Source organism: Trabulsiella odontotermitis (assembly GCF_001297775.1).
Classification (GTDB): Bacteria; Pseudomonadota; Gammaproteobacteria; order Enterobacterales; family Enterobacteriaceae; genus Trabulsiella; species Trabulsiella odontotermitis.
In genome coordinates, this window is the sequence record NZ_LIFX01000014.1 from 32,472 (window position 1) to 49,269 (window position 16,798).

Here is a 16,798-nt window from a genome sequence, read left to right on the forward strand (position 1 = left end):
ACGGTAACGCGATTACGGAACGTCGTAGCCTAACGCGGCCTTACGGATGCGGAACCATTGCTGGCGGGTCATCTTCAGGTCGGCAGCGACAATCGCCGAGCGCACACGCTCAATCTTGCCGGAGCCGATAATCGGCAGCGGCTGCGACGGCAGACGCATTACCCAGGCATAAACCACCTGTTCGATACTTCCCGCATTCAGCTCCTGAGCGATCGTCGTCAGTTCATCACGCAACGGCTGGAAAGCCGCATCGTTAAACAGACGGCCGCCACCGAGGCAGGACCACGCCATCGGGCGGATACGCAACTGTTGCAGTTGATCCAGCGTACCGTCGAGCAGCAGCGGCTGGTGAACCGGGGAAATCTCCACCTGGTTAGTCGCCAGCGTAAACGGCAGGCGGGACTGCAACAGCGCGAACTGCGCCGGGGTAAAGTTTGACACGCCGAAATGGCGCACTTTGCCGCTCTGATGCAGCGTCAGGAAAGCTTCGGCGACCTCGTCGGCATCCATGAGAGGATCAGGGCGGTGGATCAGCAGCAGATCAAGCGCATCGGTTGCCAGATTCTTCAGCGACTGCTCGGCACTGCGCACGATATGGTCGCGATCGGTAATGTAATGGCCAATGACGTTTTCCGCCCGCGCCGTGGTGGCGATACCGCATTTGCTGACAATTTCCATCCGCTGACGCAGATGTGGCGCCAGCTTCAGCGCCTCACCAAAGGCCGCTTCGCACTGGTAGCCGCCGTAGATATCGGCGTGATCGACCGTGGTAATACCGAGATCGAGATGTTCCTCAATAAAACTGACCAACTGGCGTGGGGACATGTTCCAGTCCATCAGCCGCCAGTATCCCATCACGAAACGGGTAAATTCCGGCCCTTGCGGTGCCAGGGTAATTCGCTGAACCATAACAGCTTCCTCAATAAAGACCTGGGGAGAGTATACGCAAAATTATCGCTAAAACAGTGAGGGCTGCTCAGGATCTTCAGGAGGAACTGCTTTGGCTGCGCGTAATTTGCGCAGCAAACGCTGACGGCAGAGGCGGATCACCTCCTGCTTTTGGGCATCGCTCAGTGTTTGCCAGTGGAAACGCTCATCGCGGCTGCGCATGCAACCACGGCAGTAACCGCGCTCGTCTGACTGACAAATTCCCCGGCACGGACTTTGTACCGGAAAGAATTCCAGCTGTTCAGCCACATCCCGCCCTCAGTTGGTTGATCATTCTTCTCATTGAAGACGCTTCATCCGCCTTGCGCAACCTTTATTCCAAAAAAGCGTGGGCAAATTCAGCTTGCATTAGACCGATCGGTCTACTACATTAGCCTCCATGAACAGACATACTGATTGTGATACGCGTGAACACATCCTTACCATCGGTGAGCAGCTTTGCATGCACCGGGGTTTTACCGGGATGGGGCTCAGCGAGCTGCTGAAAACCGCCGAAGTCCCGAAGGGATCGTTCTACCATTATTTTCGCTCAAAAGAAGCCTTTGGCGTTGCCATGCTGGAGCGCTATTTTGAGGATTATTACCGACGCCTGACGGTGCATTTTACCCAGGGCGAAGGCAATTATCGCGATCGTCTGCTGGCGTATTATCAGCACACCCTGACGCAGTTTATCGAGCAAGGGGTGATCGGCGGCTGCCTGACAGTCAAACTGAGCGCCGAAGTGTGCGACCTGTCAGAAGTGATGCGTGCCGAAATGAACAGAGGTGCGCAGAGGATCACCGCCCTGCTCGCACAGGCGCTGGAAAAAGGCCGTGACGATGGCAGCCTGGCGTTTAACGGCGAGGCCGCTGAACTGGCACAGGTGCTTTACTCGCTGTGGCTGGGTGCCAATTTGCAGGCCAAGATGTCCCGTAGTGCCTCAGCGCTGGAAAGCGCGCTGGCTCACGTAAGAACTCTGATTACCGCACCTGCCCTTTAACAGGTGCTTAAATTTACAACATCACCAGACGACCGGTCTACTCAGGAGTCACCATGTCACAACAAAAAGTGTTTACCCCGCTGAAAGTGGGCGCGATAACCGTTCCGAACCGTGTGTTTATGGCGCCGTTAACGCGTCTGCGCAGCATTGAGCCGGGTGATATTCCGACGCCGCTGATGGGCGAATATTATCGCCAGCGCGCCAGCGCCGGGTTAATCATCTCCGAAGCCACGCAGATCTCCGCCCAGGCGAAAGGCTATGCGGGCGCACCGGGGCTGCACAGCCCGGAACAGATCGCGGCATGGAAAAAAATCACCGACGGCGTGCATGCAGAAAACGGTCACATGGCTGTTCAGCTGTGGCACACCGGCCGTATTTCGCACGCCAGCATTCAGCCGGGCGGGAAAGCGCCGGTAGCGCCTTCTGCCATCAGTGGCGGTACGCGTACCTCGCTGCGTGACGAAAACGGCAGCGCAATTCGCGTTGATACCTCAATGCCGCGCGCACTGGAACTGGACGAGATCCCGGGGATTGTGAACGATTTCCGTCAGGCGATCGCCAACGCCCGCGAAGCCGGGTTTGATATGGTTGAACTGCACTCCGCCCACGGCTATTTATTGCACCAGTTCCTGTCGCCGACCTCCAACCATCGTACCGATCAATACGGCGGCAGCATCGAAAACCGCGCCCGTCTGGTGCTGGAAGTGGTGGATGCGGGGATTAAAGAATGGGGTGCCGATCGTATCGGGATCCGCGTCTCCCCCGTGGGCTCGTTCCAGAACCTCGATAACGGTCCGAACGAAGAAGCCGATGCGCTGTATCTGATTGAACAGCTCGGCAAACGCGGAATTGCTTATCTGCACATGTCTGAGCCTGACTGGGCCGGTGGTCAGCCTTACAGTGAAGCATTCCGCCGCAGCGTGCGCGAACGTTTCCACGGCCCGATTGTGGGTGCGGGTGCGTACACGATGGAAAAAGCCGACGATCTGCTCAACAAAGGGCTGATTGATGCCGTGGCGTTTGGTCGCGACTGGATCGCCAACCCGGATCTGGTGGCCCGCCTGCAGCGCAAAGCGGAACTGAACCCGCAGCGCCCGGAAAGTTTCTATGGCGGCGGCGCCGAAGGCTACACTGATTACCCTACGCTGTGATCCCTTCATTGATAGCGGCGGTCATCCGCCGCTATACTACTGCATTGTTCTGAATGTATTGATATCAATGATAAGGGGATTTTATGCGCTTACTTCACACCATGCTCCGTGTAGGCGACCTGCAGCGTTCCATCGAGTTCTACACGAACGTCCTCGGCATGCAATTGCTGCGTACCAGCGAAAACCCGGAATATAAATATTCTCTCGCCTTCGTCGGCTACGGCGCGGAAAGCGATGAAGCCGTCATTGAACTGACCTACAACTGGGGTGTTGACAGCTACGACATGGGCACTGCGTTTGGTCATATTGCCCTGAGCGTTGAGAACGCGGCGGAAGCCTGCGAACGTATCCGCAGCAACGGCGGCAACGTCACACGCGAAGCGGGCCCGGTAAAAGGCGGCACCACCGTGATCGCTTTTGTTGAAGATCCGGATGGCTATAAAATTGAGCTGATCGAAGAGAAAGATGCCGGCAAAGGCCTCGGCAATTGATCCCTCGTCTCCACGGGCGCTGCGGCGCCCGCTCTTTTATCCCCCGCTACAAAGATCAGGCAAAATTTGCCATAATGCGCGCTACTTTTTTTACGTCTAAGAGATTCTGATGTCCGACAACGCTCAACTTAATGGTCTGTGCGACCGTTTCCGTGGTTTTTATCCCGTCGTGATTGATGTGGAAACGGCCGGTTTTAACGCCAGTACGGATGCGCTGCTTGAAATCGCCGCCGTGACGTTAAAAATGGATGAGCATGGTTGGCTGATGCCGGACAATACACTGCATTTCCACGTCGAGCCGTTCGAAGGCGCCAACCTTCAGCCGGAAGCGCTGGCGTTCAACGGCATTGACCCGAGCAACCCGCTGCGTGGCGCGGTGAGCGAACATGATGCGTTGCATGCGATTTTCAAAGCGGTGCGCAAGGGCATCAAAGAGAGCGGCTGTAACCGGGCGATCATGGTGGCGCACAATGCGACTTTCGACCACAGCTTTATGATGGCTGCCGCAGGTCGCGCATCGCTCAAGCGTAACCCGTTCCACCCGTTTGTCACCTTTGATACCGCCGCGCTGAGCGGGCTGGCGCTCGGGCAGACCGTTCTGTCAAAAGCCTGTACCGCCGCCGGAATGGAATTTGACAGCGCGCAGGCGCACTCTGCCCTGTATGATACCGAACAGACCGCCATCCTGTTTTGCGAAATCGTTAACCGCTGGAAGCGTCTGGGCGGCTGGCCTCTGGCGGCGCCTGCTGAATAACAGGCAATAAAAAAGCGAACGTTTCAGTTCGCTTTTTTATTGCCGGAAAGCTTACTCCGCTTTCGGCTCGTCTTCTTTGTACTTCGCCGCGGTCTCTTTGATCAGCTGCTGCAGTTCGCCGCGCTGATACATTTCAATCACGATATCGCAGCCGCCAACCAGTTCGCCGTCAACCCACAGTTGCGGGAAGGTCGGCCAGTTTGCGTACTTCGGCAGTTCCGCGCGGATATCCGGGTTCTGCAGGATGTCAACGTAGGCAAAACGTTCGCCACAGGCAGAGAGCGCCTGTACAGCCTGGGCAGAAAAACCGCAGCTTGGCAGTTTCGGCGAGCCTTTCATGTAGAGAAGGATCGGGTTTTCAGCGATCTGGCGTTGGATTTTTTCAACAGTAGTGCTCATTGTCTTTGCTTCCTTTAACTTCTTTTACGGCCGTAGTCAGACATTGTATCGTCTCTGGCTTGCGACAGAAAATAACATTTTGTTCACTCTTCATTATTTTATCGTCTGTCGCGATAAGTTGCCTTAAAAATATCCCTTTATCGGCATCTGTGACGAAAAGTTGAGCGTTATGTTTCCAGATGTCACTGCGCTGATGATTTTTTTTGCACTCGCTTACGAAACGTTATTTTAGATGCAAAAAGGCTATTAACATTTTGTGATTTTATGCATTAGAATCGAGGCGTTTTGAAAATCATACGCAGGCATGATTGCTGCCTGCCATAATCAGAGGACTGCTCAGTGGCGCGGATAAATAAAATCTCGATCACGCTCTGTGCTTTACTGTTTACATCGCTCTCATTTACACCATTGTCGCATGCGTCTCAGCAGGCGCGCGCCTCGGCGACACAAAAAACGCAACTGGCGAAAACCACCGAACCTAAGAAAAAAACCACCAGCCAGAAAAACAAAAGCAAAACCACCGCCAAAAAAACCAGCAAAAAAACCATCGCATCAACCAGCAAGAGCAAGAAGAAAAACGCCGCATCCGCCACTGTTTCACGTAAAACCACCGCTTCCGCAGATAAACGTACTGCGGCGAAAGTGACGCAGAAATGTACCACCACCCGCAACAAGAAAAAGAAATGCGTCAGCATGAGTGATAAAAAGCCGATGAAGCTGGCGGATGTGCATAAAGCCCGCGTGCAGAAAGCGCAAAAAACGGCAATGAACAAACTGATGGGCCAGATTGGCAAGCCGTATCGCTGGGGCGGCACCTCCCCGCGTACCGGTTTTGATTGCAGCGGTTTGATTTACTACGCGTATAAAGATCTGGTCAATATCCGCATTCCTCGCACGGCGAATGAAATGTACCACCTGCGCGACGCCCGCCCGGTAAACCGTAGCGAGCTGGAAAGCGGCGATCTGGTGTTTTTCCGCACTCGCGGTCGCGGTACTGCTGATCACGTCGGCGTGTATGTCGGTAATGGCAAGTTTATCCAGTCACCGCGCTCCGGCCGTGACATCCAGGTCACCTCGCTGAGTGAAGATTACTGGACCCGCCACTACGTCGGCGCCCGCCGCGTGATGACACCTAAGACGATCCGCTGATCCTTGCCCTGACGCAAACGTGTCAGGGTAAGTTCCTCTTTTGTCACCCCTTTCAATTTGTTACCCTACCCTTACCCACTACAGGGTTATTCCTGTCTGTTGGGACAATTAACTATAAAAAGGAGAGTAGCAATGTCGTTCGAATTACCTGCATTACCGTATGCAAAAGACGCCCTGGCGCCGCATATTTCCGCAGAAACGCTGGAATATCATTACGGAAAACACCACCAGACCTACGTCACTAATCTCAACAACCTGATCAAAGGGACGGCGTTTGAAGGTAAAACGCTGGAAGAGATTGTACGTTCTTCTGAAGGTGGCGTGTTCAACAACGCCGCTCAGGTCTGGAACCACACGTTCTACTGGCACTGCCTGGCGCCGAACGCGGGCGGCGAACCGACCGGTGATGTTGCAGCCGCCATCAACAAGGCCTTTGGTAGCTTCGCCGAGTTTAAAGCGAAGTTTACCGACGCCGCAGTGAAAAACTTTGGCTCTGGCTGGACCTGGCTTGTTAAAAATGCCGATGGCAGCCTGGCGATTGTTTCCACTTCTAACGCCGGTACGCCACTGACGACAGACGCAACGCCGTTGCTGACCGTCGATGTGTGGGAACATGCGTATTATATTGACTACCGTAACGCCCGCCCGAACTATCTCGAGCACTTCTGGGCGCTGGTAAACTGGGGATTTGTTGCTAAGAATCTGGCAGCATAAACCAGAACGCAGAAGGGGCAATCCCTTCTGCGTATTTTATTCAATCAGTTACTGGCACACACTTCTTCAGTCTGGCGGGTTCCGCTAAACAGCACCACAAACAGCGCCAGCGCAGCAATGATGGCACCCATCACCGGGACGAAGCTGTAACCCAGGCCACCGGAAATCACCGCACCACCCGCTGCCGCCCCCAGGGCATTCCCCAGGTTAAACGCACCGATGTTCACTGATGAAGACAGACCCGGCGCTTCACTGGCGACACGCATCACACGCATCTGCAGCGGTGGTACGACGGCGAACGTTGCCGCACCCCAGACCACCATACTGATTGCCGCACCGATCTGGCTCTGCGCAAGGAACGGGATCGCCAGCATGATTGCCATCAGCAACAACAGGAAGCCTTTCAGCGTCGCACTTACCGAACGGTCAGCGAACTTACCGCCGAGGTAGTTGCCGATGGAGAAGCCAACACCAATCAGCACCAGCATCGCGGTCACGAACAGCGGTGTGGCGTGGGTGATGCTGTGCAGCACCGGTGCGATGTAGGTGTAAAGCGTAAACATCGCCCCTGCGCCCAGCACCGTCGTCAGCAGCGCGGACAACACCTGCGGGCGAACCAGTACCGACAGCTCGCGCTTCACGTCAGGACGTTCACCGGCACTTCCTTTTGGCAGCGAGAACCACAGACCCAGCATGGCGATCACGCCAAGCCCTGCGGTCGCGAGGAACGACATACGCCAGCCGATGGTTTCACCAAGCCAGGTTGCCGCCGGTACCCCGCCGATATTGGCGATAGTCAGCCCCATAAACATGGTAGCCACGGCGCTGGCCTGTTTATGTTTCGGCACGACACTTGCCGCCACCACCGACCCCAGACCAAAGAACGCGCCATGGTTAAGGCTGGTAATGATGCGGGACAGCATCAGCGTGGTGTAATCCGGGGCGATGGCGGACAGCACGTTGCCGAGGGTAAAAATCGCCATCAGAAAAATCAGTGCGCTACGGCGTGCGCGGTGTGACAGCAGCAGCGTCATCAGCGGTGCGCCAATCATTACGCCGACCGCATAGGCGCTGATCAGCATACCGGCGGCAGGAATGGAGACATCCACCCCTTCCGCGATGACAGGCAGCAGGCCCATCGGTGAGAATTCGGTGGTCCCGATACCAAATGCCCCTACGGCGAGGGCAATTAACGGATAATTAACTTTCATTTTGCAGCTCCGGTTGGCCGCGACGTCAGCGCGGTACCCTGTAAGATGCAGAAAGTATGACAGCAATCACAAAAAACAGAAGTCATAAAAAAGACAAAAGATTATTGCGGAAATGATAATAATGCGGGGAGGAGGACGCGAGGGAGAAGACTCTCCCCCGACAAACTTAGTTCAGAACGGCGATCAGACCAGTAATAACAATCAGGCCCAGGGTAACAACTGTTGTGGATAACGAAAGCTTTAATTCGGCACTCATCAATTTTCTCTCCTTGTTATTCCCACACCGATAGTGAGCTTGATCATTTTACACATAATTACGCGAAAATCTTCACGCTTTTGTCGCGTTATTGAATTTTCTCTTCCCCTTTTCGCGCGGATAGGACAAAATCCCACGCTAAATTAAAAGCGTACCGGCCACTGACCCCCTCCTGACGTCCTGTGTCGTTTTCCCGGCGTACTGCAATCAATATTGATTGCGACAGGGTGTTTTAAGGCAAACGTTTACGTGCCTGTTATTCAGGAGTACAGAATATGGTCTGGAGTGAGAGTTATGGCAACGATTAAAGATGTAGCGAAACGCGCAAACGTTTCCACTACAACCGTATCACACGTAATTAACAAGACCCGTTTCGTCGCTGAAGAAACGCGCAATGCCGTTTGGGCAGCAATCAAAGAGCTGCACTACTCGCCCAGCGCCGTGGCTCGCAGCCTGAAGGTCAACCACACCAAATCCATTGGTCTGCTGGCCACCAGCAGCGAAGCCGCCTACTTTGCGGAAATTATTGAAGCGGTTGAGAAAAACTGCTTCCAGAAAGGTTATACCCTGATTCTGGGTAACGCCTGGAACAGCCTCGAGAAGCAGCAGGCTTATCTGTCGATGATGGCGCAAAAGCGCGTCGACGGCCTGCTGGTGATGTGCTCTGAATACCCGGACTCCCTGATCTCGATGCTGGAAGAGTATCGCCATATTCCAATGGTGGTGATGGACTGGGGCGAAGCGCGTGCCGACTTTACCGATGCTGTAGTTGATAACGCCTTCCAGGGCGGCTATATGGCGGGACGTTATCTGCTGGATCGTGGTCATCGCGAGATTGGCGTGATCCCAGGACCGCTGGAGCGCAACACCGGCGCTGGTCGTCTGGCGGGCTTTATGAAAGCGATGCAGGAAGCGCAGGTCCACGTCCCGGAAAACTGGGTTGTACAGGGGGATTTCGAACCGGAATCCGGTTATCGTGCCATGCAGCAGATCCTCTCCCAGTCTCCTCGCCCGACGGCGATTTTCTGCGGCGGCGACATCATGGCGATGGGCGCGATTTGCGCCGCCGATGAGATGGGGTTGCGCGTCCCGCAGGACATTTCCATTATCGGTTACGACAACGTGCGCAACGCCCGCTTCTTCTCTCCGGCGCTGACGACCATTCACCAGCCGAAGGATTCGCTGGGCGAGACGGCGTTCAATATGTTGCTCGATCGCATCGTTAACAAACGCGAAGAATCGCAGTCGATTGAAGTGCATCCGCGCCTTATCGAGCGCCGCTCCGTCGCTGACGGTCCGTTCCGCGACTACCGTCGTTAATCTCTTCCGGGTGCCGGTGTTTCCGGCACCCGCAGCCATTCCCGATTCAGCGTTTCGCTGTCGCCCAGATACTCCAGTAACCACGCCAGCGCCGGTGACACATCCTGCTGTTGCCATGTCAGGCAGCAGGCCGCGTCCGGAAACGGATTTTCCAGTTCCAGTGCCACCCAGTCGCCACGGTCTGTCCACGGACGCGCAAAATGCGCCGGAACCATGCCGACACACAGCCCCGCAGAGAGACAGGTGGCAGATGATTCCCAGTCCGGTACCACTACGCGTTTCTGGTTATCCAGCAGCCAGGTGGTGCGTTTGGGGAGTGAGCGTGAGGTATCTTCGCGCACCAGCGACGGCCAGTTGCGCAACGTGTCGTCGCTGAGCGGTCCCGGCATTGTCGCCAGCGGATGATTTGCCGCCACCACACATTGCCAGCTCAGCATCCCCATATCGCGAAAGGCGTAACGTCCGCCGACCGGGATCGCCCGCGTGGCGCCAATAGCCAGTTCAACACGACCATCGGCGAGCGCATCCCAGACACCGTTGAACACCTCTTCAAAGACAATCAACTCGACGTCCGGGAAATGGCGGTAAAAATCGACGATCAGTTTTCGGGTTCGTTCCGGCCTGACAATAATATCGACGGCAATCGACAGTTGCCCGCGCCAGCCATTGGCGATTTGCTGACACTGCTGGCGGGTGATCTGCATTTTTTTGATAACAGACCGCCCTTCTTTAAGAAACCAGACGCCTGCGGGGGTCAGTTCGACGTCACGATGACGGCGCTCGAACAGCGGAACCGCCAGCCACTCTTCCAGCTGACGCACCGTATAGCTCACTGCTGACGGCACCCGGTGCAGCTCCTGCGCCGCCGCGCTGAAGCTGCCATTTCTTGCCACCGCATCAACAACTTCGAGAGAATATTCCGACCACATCTTCTGCCTGCAAAAATTTTGAATTCACCCGACAAATATTAGCGTTTCACAAGCGGCTTTGCACTCCCTACACTTTGCGCCTGTCGTACACCTGCACTCATAAAGAGAAAGAGATATGCAACCTGGAAAATTATTTCTTGCCTGGCTGGCCGGACTGAGCGTGCTCGGCTTTCTGGCAACCGACATGTATTTGCCCGCTTTCGCGGCCATTCAGAGTGATCTGCAAACCCCGGCGTCCACCGTCAGCGCCAGCCTGAGCCTGTTTCTGGCAGGCTTCGCCGTGGCGCAACTGCTGTGGGGTCCGCTTTCCGATCGCTACGGCCGTAAGGGCGTCCTGCTTAGCGGTCTGGCGATTTTTGCCCTGGGCTGCCTTGGGATGTTGTGGGTGCGCGACGGCATGCTGTTACTGGTACTGCGTTTTGTGCAGGCTGTCGGCGTTTGTGCGGCGACCGTCACCTGGCAGGCGATGGTGACGGACTACTATCCGACACATCGCACCAACCGTATTTTTGCCACCATTATGCCGCTGGTGGCGCTCTCTCCGGCACTGGCGCCGCTGCTCGGCAGCTGGATCCTGGTGCATCTGGAATGGCAGGCGATTTTCGCCGTGCTGTTTGCTATCACGCTGGTGCTGATGATCCCGGCGCTGCGCCTGAAACCGGCGCCAAAACCGCAGCAACAACGTGGTAAACCGCTGACCTTTTTGACTCTGCTGCGTTCGCGCATTTACTGCGGTAACGTGCTGGTGTATGCCGCCTGCTCCGCCTGTTTCTTCGCCTGGTTAACCGGTTCGCCGTTCCTGCTGCATGAGATGGGTTATGGCCCCGGCGCCATCGGCCTGAGCTATGTGCCGCAGACTATCGCTTTTCTGATTGGTGGCTATGGTTGCCGTGCCGCGCTGCAAAAGTGGGAAGGAAAACAGTTGCTGCCGTGGGCGATGATCGTTTTCGCGCTGAGCACGATTGCCACCTGGGCAGTGGGCCTGTTTGCCAGTGCCACACTGACGGCGCTGCTGATTCCGTTTTGCATTATGGCGATGGCTAACGGCATGATTTACCCGATCGTCGTGGCACAGGCACTGCGTCCGTTCCCGCAAGCGACTGGTCGTGCCGCCGCCATGCAGAACACGCTGCAACTGGGGCTGTGTTTTCTTGCAAGCCTGGTGGTATCGACGTTTATCGCCTCCCCGCTGCAGGCGACCACCAGCGTGATGCTGGCGACAGTCGTGCTTGCTGCTATTGGCTATTTCATGCAGTTTCAGGGCAGCCACGCCACGCGTAATACCGTGGAGAATTATGTAACAGAACAGTAATTAGCCTGCTAACATCTTTTTATTGAATCACCTGATTTAGCGGCCTATACTGAGTCAGGCATCACATAATTACGATTAATATTATGCAGTAACGGGCGCAGGACGTTGCCCGTTTCACCACGGAAGGCCTTTCGGCAAGGGTTACCTCCCTTCCTCTTTTTCTACGTCGGATAGCAGGCTCACGGAATGTTCCGTGAGATTTCTCACAAACCCAAAAAAGCGACTACGCTGTTTTAAGGTTCTGGTCACATGCGCGTGATGGAGAAGCTATGAGTTCATCGTGTATAGAAGAAGTTAGCGTACCCAATGATGAGTGGTATCGCATCGCCAGTGAGTTGTTAAGCCGTGCTGGCATTGAAGTTAACGGGTCTGCCCCCTCCGATGTGCAGGTCAAAAACCCGCTCTTCTTTAAGCGCGTTCTACAGGAAGGTTCGCTCGGATTAGGCGAGAGTTATATGGACGGCTGGTGGGATTGCGAGCGTCTGGATATTTTCTTCCAGAAAGTGCTGCGTGCCGGGCTGGAAAACCAGCTCCCCCACCATTTCAAAGATACGCTGCGTATCGCCAGCGCCCGCCTGTTCAATCTGCAAAGTAAAAAAAGAGCCTGGATAGTCGGCAAAGAACATTACGATCTCGGTAACGATCTGTTCAGCCGGATGCTCGACCCGCTGATGCAGTACTCGTGTGCATACTGGAAAAAAGCCACCACCCTGGAAGAAGCCCAGCAGGACAAACTCGATTTGATCTGCCAGAAACTGCAACTGAAACCGGGCATGCGCGTGCTGGATATCGGCTGTGGCTGGGGTGGTCTGGCGTATTACATGGCGAAGAATTATGGCGTCAGCGTCGTGGGTGTGACGATCTCCGCGGAACAGCAAAAACTGGCACAACAGCGCTGCGAAGGGCTGGATGTTGATATTCGTCTGCAGGATTATCGCGACCTGAACGATCAGTTTGACCGCATTGTTTCCGTCGGCATGTTTGAGCACGTCGGTCCGAAAAACTATGACACCTACTTCGAGGTGGCTGACCGCAACCTCAAGCCTGACGGTATTTTCCTGCTGCACACGATTGGCTCGAAGAAAACGGATCATAACGTTGACCCGTGGATCAACAAATACATCTTCCCTAACGGTTGCCTGCCCTCCGTCCGCCAGATTGCTGACGCCAGCGAGCGGCATTTCATTATGGAAGACTGGCACAATTTTGGCGCCGACTACGACACCACGCTGATGGCCTGGCACGAGCGTTTCCTTGCCAGCTGGCCAGAAATTGCCGATAACTACTCTGATCGCTTCAAGCGGATGTTCAGTTATTATCTGAATGCCTGCGCCGGTGCGTTCCGCGCCCGTGATATTCACCTCTGGCAGGTGGTTTTCTCACGCGGTATCGACCACGGTCTGCGCGTCGCCCGCTAAAAGAAAAATCCCCGGCAAGCCGGGGATTTTTTTATTCGTCTGCCGCTATCTGTAGCGCCGCCTCTTTGGCGGCGAGGACGCGTTCAACGGTATCCACCACCGCCTGCGTCTGCGGATCTATCTCAATATTGACCTGCCCGCCGATCTTTTTCTTGCCAAGCGTGGTGCGCTGCAGCGTTTCCGGGATTAAATGCACGCAAAAACGCGTGGCAGTCACTTCACCTACCGTCAGGCTGATACCGTCAATGCCGATAAATCCTTTGTACAGGATATATTTCATCAGCGACGGATCCTGCGGCTTAAACCAAATCTGGCGGTTATTTTCCGAGGTGAGGATTTTGGTGATATCAGCGGTGGTCATAATATGGCCGGACATCAAATGACCGCCAATTTCGTCGCTGAATTTTGCGGCGCGCTCGACGTTCACCACATCGCCCTCTTTCACCTGTCCCAGGTTGGTGATGCGCAGCGTCTCTTTCATTAAATCAAAACTGATGCGATTACCGTCGATGTCGGTGACGGTCAGGCAGCAGCCGTTGTGCGCGACGGATGCCCCGGTTTCGAGACCCTCAAGCATATACTCAGGCATTTCAATAACGTGGGTACGAAAATTCGGTTTTTCATCAACAGACACAACTTTCGCCGTGCCCTGCACAATACCAGTAAACATGCAGTAAGCTCCTGTATTACATCGTGGCGCTTCGGTTTCCGCGCGATATACTACGCACAATAACAGTTGAAAAAACAGGTTGCCACTCCCGACGTGCTCCCTGCTATATTTTGACTGGCTTAATAGCGATTCCCCGCTACAATAGACTGACTATTTCCCCAGTATTTCTTCTTGCTGCCAGTTAAGGCGGCTTTTTTTAGTTCCTCAAATAACAACAATATATAGGTGTTCACGTGCAGAAGTATGTTAGTGAAGCGCGTCAGTTATTAGCACTGGCAATACCCGTAATCCTTGCGCAGATCGCCCAGACCGCGATGGGGTTTGTTGATACCGTGATGGCCGGTGGATACAGCGCAACCGACATGGCCGCCGTCGCCATCGGCACCTCCATCTGGTTACCGGCCATTCTGTTCGGCCACGGGTTGCTGCTGGCACTGACGCCGGTTATCGCGCAGCTCAACGGCTCTGGCCGCCGTGATCGCATTGCGCATCAGGTTCGTCAGGGGTTCTGGCTGGCGGGCGGTGTATCCATTTTGATTATGATCGTGTTGTGGAATGCGGGTTATATCATTCGTTCCATGCATAACATCGATCCGGCGCTGGCGGACAAAGCCGTCGGTTATCTGCGTGCCCTGCTGTGGGGTGCGCCGGGTTATTTGTGTTTTCAGGTGGCGCGTAATCAGTGCGAAGGGCTGGCAAAAACCAAACCCGGCATGGTGATGGGGTTTATCGGCTTGCTGGTCAACATTCCGGTCAACTACATCTTTATTTATGGTCATTTCGGCATGCCGGAACTGGGCGGCGTGGGCTGTGGCGTCGCGACGGCGGCGGTGTACTGGGTCATGTTCTTCTGTATGCTGACCTTTGTCAGAAATGCCCGTTCCCTGCGCGATATCCGTCTTGTGGAAGGTAGTGCGAAACCGGACAGCGAAGTCCTGAAACGCCTGATTCAACTGGGTCTGCCGATTGCGCTGGCGCTGTTCTTCGAAGTGACGCTGTTTGCCGTGGTGGCGCTGCTGGTCTCGCCGTTGGGGATTGTTGACGTCGCCGGGCACCAGATCGCCCTGAATTTCAGTTCGCTGATGTTCGTATTGCCGATGTCGCTCGCGGCGGCAGTGACCATTCGCGTCGGTTTTCGTCTCGGCCAGGGCTCAACGCTCGATGCGCAGGTCTCGGCGTGGACGGGCCTCGGCGTCGGGGTGTGTATGGCGGTGCTGACGGCGATTTTTACCGTCACCCTGCGCACGCACATCGCTCTGCTCTATAACGATAACCCGGCGGTCGTCCTGCTCGCCTCGCAATTGATGATGCTGGCGGCGCTGTATCAGATTTCCGATTCTATTCAGGTTATCGGCAGCGGTATTCTGCGTGGTTATAAAGACACCCGTTCCATTTTCTTTATTACTTTTACCGCTTACTGGGTGCTTGGGCTGCCGGGCGGCTATATTCTCGGGCTGACCGACCTGGTGGTGCCGCGCATGGGGCCAGCAGGATTCTGGTGGGGTTTTATCATCGGCCTGACGTCAGCGGCCATCATGATCATGCTGCGTATGCGGTTCCTGCAGCACCAGCCGTCGAGTGTGATTTTGCACCGCGCCGCGCGGTAACGACGAAGCAACCGCCAGCAGGCGGTTGCTTTCTCTCCATTTTGCACAGTTGTTCCGCAATCGCGTGATAACAGAACGAAATGTGCGACTTTCTTCTTGCAACCGCCCATCCCTGCCGCTAATATTCGTCCCCGTTGTGCGTTCATAGCTCAGTTGGTTAGAGCACCACCTTGACATGGTGGGGGTCGTTGGTTCGAGTCCAATTGAACGCACCATTCTGCGTTTATAGCTCAGTTGGTTAGAGCACCACCTTGACATGGTGGGGGTCGTTGGTTCGAGTCCAATTAAACGCACCATTCTGCGTCCGTAGCTCAGTTGGTTAGAGCACCACCTTGACATGGTGGGGGTCGGTGGTTCGAGTCCACTCGGACGCACCATATTCTCAATGAGATATGGTGCCCTTCTTCGTCTCACGCTCGTTCCTGTTTCAGACAATCGACATATTTTCGCCCTGATCGCATTACCGCGTCGTGAGCCTGTTTTGTCATATTCTGTCCTTCAAACGCGCCGTACAGTCGTTCAAAATTGACGTCAGCCAGTCGGTGCAGAATGTTTTCAACCGTCGCTGCCGGAAGCGGCAACATGTTCGGGTAGCTCCACATAAACGAGACCGCATCTTTCCCAGGGGTAACCTGTAAAATATCTCCGGCGAGAAGCACGCCGTCGCCTTCCGTCCAGTGCAGTACCGTCCCCCCGGCAAAATGACCGCCCAGTCGTAACAGCCGGACCGACGGCAGCAGTTCCATACTGTCGCCCTCCCACAACCGAATCGCCGTGCTGTCGCGCATAATCCATTCCCTGTCGCTGGCATGCAGCCAGACGGGTGCGCTGAAGGTCTCCGCCCAGTCCTGCATGGTGGTGTAATAATGAGGATGCGAAATCGCGATGGCGCGAAGACCGCCCAGGGCGTTAATCAGCAACTCTGTAGCTGCATCAAGGCTGGCAATGCAGTCCCACAATACGTTGCCGTGTGGCGTTCGCAGCAAAAACGCCCGCTGGTTGATAGCAAACGCAGGTACCGTTTTGATGCTTAACAGATTTTCTTCATGCTGTTGCCATTTATTGCTGTGCGTGGCAGTGACCGCCTCAGGGGTTATCCACGCCTGCCCGCTGGCGGGCACGAACTGCCGCTCGTCTTCACAGATTTTGCAGCGTGCGATGATCTCGTCGCTGTCGTCATACGAGGTGCCGCAGGTTTTACACAAAATAGTCATTGTGACTCCTTCTGAAAGCGAGGGATAACAGTAACGCTAGCACAGACGGGTAATACCTCCAGCCGCTGTTTTGCCCTATACTGATGCAACGCAACTCTGAACTACAATGGGTGAATGATGGAAATTGATCTCGATAAACTGGTATTTAGCGGGCTGGAAGAAGCCGAAGAACGTAACGCTGAACGACTGGAAGATGCCGATAAAAAGGCTCAGGAGATCATCGCTGACGACGACTGTGGCGATGCCTGCAAAATCTGATGAAACAACAAACCGGCT

The 16,798-nt window shown here is 55.0% G+C and carries 19 protein-coding genes and 3 tRNA genes; 14 read left to right on the plus strand and 8 right to left on the minus strand.

Features of this window, described 5'->3' with window-relative positions:
- Nucleotides 1-12: 12 nt before the first annotated feature.
- Together AOY23_RS18565 and AOY23_RS18570 are read right to left on the minus strand one after the other, a co-directional pair.
- Complete coding sequence (locus AOY23_RS18565) at nucleotides 13-909, minus strand: aldo/keto reductase (protein ID WP_054180774.1); 897 nt, start codon at nucleotides 907-909, stop codon at nucleotides 13-15.
- Nucleotides 910-957: 48 nt separating this feature from the next.
- Nucleotides 958-1,197, minus strand: coding sequence for a DUF1289 domain-containing protein (locus AOY23_RS18570; RefSeq protein WP_054180775.1), 240 nt, complete (start codon nucleotides 1,195-1,197; stop codon nucleotides 958-960).
- 130 nt (nucleotides 1,198-1,327) lie between these two features.
- Between AOY23_RS18570 and AOY23_RS18575 the strand changes: the two genes are divergently transcribed.
- The 4 genes from AOY23_RS18575 to rnt all read left to right on the plus strand — a co-directional run bounded on the left by AOY23_RS18575 (nucleotide 1,328) and on the right by rnt (nucleotide 4,323).
- The gene (locus tag AOY23_RS18575) at nucleotides 1,328-1,927 is read left to right on the plus strand and encodes a TetR/AcrR family transcriptional regulator (RefSeq protein WP_054180776.1); all 600 of its coding nucleotides are present in this window, start codon (nucleotides 1,328-1,330) and stop codon (nucleotides 1,925-1,927) included.
- 53 nt (nucleotides 1,928-1,980) lie between these two features.
- Nucleotides 1,981-3,078 carry an alkene reductase gene (gene nemA, locus AOY23_RS18580; protein WP_054180777.1) on the plus strand — a complete coding sequence of 366 codons (1,098 nt, stop codon included), beginning with the start codon at nucleotides 1,981-1,983 and terminating at the stop codon, nucleotides 3,076-3,078.
- Between the two features lie 83 nt (nucleotides 3,079-3,161).
- Nucleotides 3,162-3,569, plus strand: a complete 408-nt coding sequence (gene gloA / locus AOY23_RS18585; protein ID WP_054180778.1) for a lactoylglutathione lyase — start codon at nucleotides 3,162-3,164, stop codon at nucleotides 3,567-3,569.
- A 109-nt stretch (nucleotides 3,570-3,678) separates the two neighbouring features.
- Nucleotides 3,679-4,323, plus strand: coding sequence for a ribonuclease T (gene rnt, locus AOY23_RS18590; protein ID WP_054180779.1), 645 nt, complete (start codon nucleotides 3,679-3,681; stop codon nucleotides 4,321-4,323).
- A gap of 51 nt (nucleotides 4,324-4,374) precedes the next feature.
- Here rnt and grxD read toward each other — a convergent pair whose 3' ends face one another.
- Nucleotides 4,375-4,722, minus strand: coding sequence for a monothiol glutaredoxin 4 (gene grxD / locus AOY23_RS18595; protein ID WP_038153964.1), 348 nt, complete (start codon nucleotides 4,720-4,722; stop codon nucleotides 4,375-4,377).
- A gap of 339 nt (nucleotides 4,723-5,061) precedes the next feature.
- Here grxD and AOY23_RS18600 point away from each other — a divergent pair, with 339 nt between their 5' ends.
- Together AOY23_RS18600 and sodB are read left to right on the plus strand one after the other, a co-directional pair.
- Nucleotides 5,062-5,871, plus strand: a complete 810-nt coding sequence (locus AOY23_RS18600; RefSeq protein WP_054180780.1) for a C40 family peptidase — start codon at nucleotides 5,062-5,064, stop codon at nucleotides 5,869-5,871.
- A 132-nt stretch (nucleotides 5,872-6,003) separates the two neighbouring features.
- Nucleotides 6,004-6,585, plus strand: coding sequence for a superoxide dismutase [Fe] (sodB, locus tag AOY23_RS18605; RefSeq protein ID WP_054180781.1), 582 nt, complete (start codon nucleotides 6,004-6,006; stop codon nucleotides 6,583-6,585).
- A gap of 44 nt (nucleotides 6,586-6,629) precedes the next feature.
- Here the strand turns inward: sodB and AOY23_RS18610 are convergent, their stop codons facing one another.
- Together AOY23_RS18610 and cydH are read right to left on the minus strand one after the other, a co-directional pair.
- Complete coding sequence (locus AOY23_RS18610) at nucleotides 6,630-7,796, minus strand: MFS transporter (protein WP_054180782.1); 1,167 nt, start codon at nucleotides 7,794-7,796, stop codon at nucleotides 6,630-6,632.
- A 166-nt stretch (nucleotides 7,797-7,962) separates the two neighbouring features.
- Nucleotides 7,963-8,052: a cytochrome bd-I oxidase subunit CydH gene (gene cydH / locus AOY23_RS23275; protein WP_152958626.1), complete on the minus strand. Its 90-nt coding sequence runs from the start codon at nucleotides 8,050-8,052 to the stop codon at nucleotides 7,963-7,965.
- A gap of 294 nt (nucleotides 8,053-8,346) precedes the next feature.
- On the opposite strand from cydH, the gene purR reads away from it, so the two are divergent.
- Complete coding sequence (purR, locus tag AOY23_RS18615; protein ID WP_054180783.1) at nucleotides 8,347-9,372, plus strand: HTH-type transcriptional repressor PurR; 1,026 nt, start codon at nucleotides 8,347-8,349, stop codon at nucleotides 9,370-9,372.
- On the opposite strand, the gene punR is transcribed toward purR, so the two are convergent.
- Nucleotides 9,369-10,301: a DNA-binding transcriptional activator PunR gene (gene punR / locus AOY23_RS18620; protein WP_054180784.1), complete on the minus strand. Its 933-nt coding sequence runs from the start codon at nucleotides 10,299-10,301 to the stop codon at nucleotides 9,369-9,371. The two genes, purR and punR, sit on opposite strands and share 4 nt — an antisense overlap.
- Before the next feature lie 115 nt (nucleotides 10,302-10,416).
- Between punR and punC the strand changes: the two genes are divergently transcribed.
- Nucleotides 10,417-11,613, plus strand: a complete 1,197-nt coding sequence (gene punC, locus AOY23_RS18625; protein WP_054180785.1) for a purine nucleoside transporter PunC — start codon at nucleotides 10,417-10,419, stop codon at nucleotides 11,611-11,613.
- A 269-nt stretch (nucleotides 11,614-11,882) separates the two neighbouring features.
- Nucleotides 11,883-13,031, plus strand: a complete 1,149-nt coding sequence (cfa, locus tag AOY23_RS18630; RefSeq protein ID WP_054180786.1) for a cyclopropane fatty acyl phospholipid synthase — start codon at nucleotides 11,883-11,885, stop codon at nucleotides 13,029-13,031.
- A gap of 31 nt (nucleotides 13,032-13,062) precedes the next feature.
- On the opposite strand, the gene AOY23_RS18635 is transcribed toward cfa, so the two are convergent.
- Nucleotides 13,063-13,701: a riboflavin synthase gene (locus AOY23_RS18635; RefSeq protein WP_054180787.1), complete on the minus strand. Its 639-nt coding sequence runs from the start codon at nucleotides 13,699-13,701 to the stop codon at nucleotides 13,063-13,065.
- A 233-nt stretch (nucleotides 13,702-13,934) separates the two neighbouring features.
- Between AOY23_RS18635 and mdtK the strand changes: the two genes are divergently transcribed.
- The 4 genes from mdtK (at nucleotide 13,935) to AOY23_RS18655 (ending at nucleotide 15,685) form a co-directional block, all read left to right on the plus strand.
- Complete coding sequence (mdtK, locus tag AOY23_RS18640) at nucleotides 13,935-15,308, plus strand: MdtK family multidrug efflux MATE transporter (RefSeq protein ID WP_054180788.1); 1,374 nt, start codon at nucleotides 13,935-13,937, stop codon at nucleotides 15,306-15,308.
- A gap of 138 nt (nucleotides 15,309-15,446) precedes the next feature.
- Nucleotides 15,447-15,523, plus strand: a tRNA-Val gene (locus AOY23_RS18645).
- A gap of 4 nt (nucleotides 15,524-15,527) precedes the next feature.
- A tRNA-Val gene (locus AOY23_RS18650) sits at nucleotides 15,528-15,604 on the plus strand.
- Nucleotides 15,605-15,608: 4 nt separating this feature from the next.
- A tRNA-Val gene (locus tag AOY23_RS18655) sits at nucleotides 15,609-15,685 on the plus strand.
- Between the two features lie 33 nt (nucleotides 15,686-15,718).
- On the opposite strand, the gene AOY23_RS18660 is transcribed toward AOY23_RS18655, so the two are convergent.
- The gene (locus AOY23_RS18660; RefSeq protein WP_054180789.1) at nucleotides 15,719-16,522 is read right to left on the minus strand and encodes an MBL fold metallo-hydrolase; all 804 of its coding nucleotides are present in this window, start codon (nucleotides 16,520-16,522) and stop codon (nucleotides 15,719-15,721) included.
- 117 nt (nucleotides 16,523-16,639) lie between these two features.
- Between AOY23_RS18660 and AOY23_RS22715 the strand changes: the two genes are divergently transcribed.
- Entirely contained in the window at nucleotides 16,640-16,780 is a 141-nt protein-coding gene (locus tag AOY23_RS22715; protein WP_152958639.1) for a hypothetical protein, read from the plus strand.
- Nucleotides 16,781-16,798: the final 18 nt, after the last annotated feature.